This is a genomic window from Streptobacillus felis (assembly GCF_001559775.1).
GTDB lineage: Bacteria > Fusobacteriota > Fusobacteriia > Fusobacteriales > Leptotrichiaceae > Streptobacillus > Streptobacillus felis.
Map to the genome: position 1 here is coordinate 1 of NZ_LOHX01000341.1, position 2,638 is coordinate 2,638.

Sequence of the window (2,638 nt, forward strand, 5' to 3'; positions counted from 1 at the left end):
GCTGGTAATATATATTCAGAATATGTATTAAATGGTAGTGAAGAGATAACTAACTTAGAAAAAGATAATCTTTTAGATATTCCTAGAGATGCTAAGGTTGTTAGTGATTTAACGAATTCTAGTTTATTAAATGAGCAGTATAATGATACTTTAAATGAGTTAAAAAAGCAAAAGATATATAGAGAATTTGAAATAGAAGAATTGCTAAAAGATAATAAAATTGACCAAACAGAGAGAGAAATTTTGATGAGCTATATTGATGATCAACTTAAATATACGAGTGCAAGGAATCAAACTATGGAATGGAAGAAAGCTATAAACTTTTTTGAAAATAAATTAGATTATTCAAGTAAAGAAAATTTTATAAAAAGTTTTGAAAAAACTAGAGGAATGTACTTTAAAGAAAATGGAAACTATATTAGTTATGCAGAGATAATATACTTGTTTGGAAATAAAAGTAAAGAATTTGAAAGAATAGGTGTATTGATACCGGAAAATAAATTAGGAGAAAATGTTCAATATGTTAAAATTATTTCAAATGGTGATTATAGAAAAACTTATATTGATATAAAAAAAGAAGAAGTCACAAAAGGATATATTGTTGAACCTAAGCTTATGTCAAATGATTATGATTTTCTATTAAAAAAAGAAAAAAGTTCAATTGAAAATTTACTTATTGAAGTACAAGAAAAGAAAATAAAAGAAGAGTATAAAATAAAGAATGGTAAAACGTTAAATACCCCAGGAGATATGAAAAAAATATTTGATGTTAAGAATGGTAGCGTAGTTGTTTCCTCTCAATCTAAAGATGTTTTAGGATTTATAAAGGGTAAGAAAGTGTTAGAAGAAATTTCAACCAATAGATTTAAAATAAGTAAAGAAGAAAAAGTAATAACAGAATTAAGAAATACAGAATTAAATGTAATGGTTATAGAAAATTATGATACAAAAGAAGTTACAGTAAAAACATTTATTTTAGATAGAATGGCAGATGCTTTAGATTTGAACTATCGAAATAAAGGGGATAGTAAAGTTAATTATGACTTAGAAAATACAAATAAATTTGAAATAGTAGTATTATTAGAAGAGAATAAATTTAAAAATAGAGTAGAATTTGATGAATATGTAAGAAAAATAAAGATTCAAAAATATCATCCAGAAATATATATGAATTTTGAAAAATAGGGAAGGATTAGAAATGGTATGGAGATAATAGAAAAAATTAGGAAAAATATTTCAAAAATACTTTGGTATGTAGTATTAATACTATTTTCACTTTCGATATACAAGATATATTCATATTATGAATATAAAAAATATGTTGTAAATTATATAAAAAAAGCAAATTATTATGATGGATTAAAAATTTTACAAGAAGATGCTAAAGAATATGCAAAAGAAATAAATATGAATATAAAAGAATATTATTTTATGCCTATGGAAAAAAGATTTATTGTCATAGGAGATAATGGTATTTATAATAATAAAAAAGTTTATGGGATTATTTTAACTTTTTATTTTTCCGATTACGCTACAAATGTTCATTATATAGATGAAGAATCATATATTTTAGATTATGAAGAATTTATTAATTTGAAAAAAAGTGATTTAATATATGAGTTAGATGATGAAAAGCTAGAGGAGCTATATAAAAAAGTTGAAGAAAAGAGTGGTAAGATATGGTAAAAGATAACATAAAAATTCAAATAAGATTAATAATTATTTTATGTATATTTTTATCAATTCCATATAAAGGTTATGTAAATAAAAAGGTATATGACCCTAAAGCAAGATATCAAGTTTTAAAGAAAATAAATAGAGCTAATATTGAAACATTAGATGATATAATGATAGTTTATTATGATAATTCACAATTAGATTTATATGACTTTGAGGAAGGAAATGTTTACGTAAAAAAAATAGAAAAAATAATCTATCTAGAAAATTATGAAAAAGATTTAGGTATTAATGAAGGAGGCTATAAATCTTATGTTATCTTAACAAAAGATAATAATTCATTTTATTTTAGAAGAGGATGGATAGAAGAAATTAATGAAAAAAATTACGAATCTTTTATTTATAAAATGATCTATTATGATACTGATCTTTATATAAAAAAAGTTAAACCTTTCATACCAAGGCTTCAAACTCCTAAAGAGTTTTATAATAATTTCAAAGAATATTTCTCTCCATATTATTTAGGAGAATATGAATTTAAATAGTTAATATTATTTTATAAATCTATTATAGTGAGGTAATTATAAAAAACTACTAACAATATTAATTTTATTTATTGCTTATTCTAAATATATATAAAATAATATATAATTGGGTAGAAAATAGTTTGGCTATTAATTTAAATTATTATTTAAGGTTCTTTTTAATTAATGGAGGGATGACTTCTTATTAAAAAATATAATCAAGATAAGAAATACAGAGAAAAAATTAATTATTACTAGTATCTAGAGAAATACAGCTTGAATGAGGTTAAATACTCTGATTGAGGTTCTTATTAATTAGTGGGGGGATTGATTTTAGAAGAGAGTATTGAAATAAGTCTGTAAATTGAAAAAAATATAATTTTTAGTAAAAGCCTCTTATGGTATATAATATATCAGAACATGTACCAAAAAACTGG

General features: G+C 22.0%; 3 protein-coding genes. All 3 read left to right on the forward strand.

Annotated elements, in window-relative coordinates:
• Positions 1-1,185 (forward strand): hypothetical protein (locus tag AYC60_RS09230; protein WP_197417019.1); only part of this gene is annotated, 1,185 nt, incomplete at its 5' end.
• Positions 1,186-1,203: 18 nt separating this feature from the next.
• Complete coding sequence (locus AYC60_RS08065) at positions 1,204-1,686, forward strand: hypothetical protein (protein WP_067323401.1); 483 nt, start codon at positions 1,204-1,206, stop codon at positions 1,684-1,686.
• Positions 1,680-2,222 (forward strand): hypothetical protein, encoded by a 543-nt coding sequence (locus AYC60_RS08070; RefSeq protein ID WP_067323404.1) that lies wholly within the window; start codon positions 1,680-1,682, stop codon positions 2,220-2,222. The genes AYC60_RS08065 and AYC60_RS08070 overlap by 7 nt, the downstream gene beginning before the upstream one ends.
• The last annotated feature ends 416 nt before the right edge of the window (positions 2,223-2,638 follow it).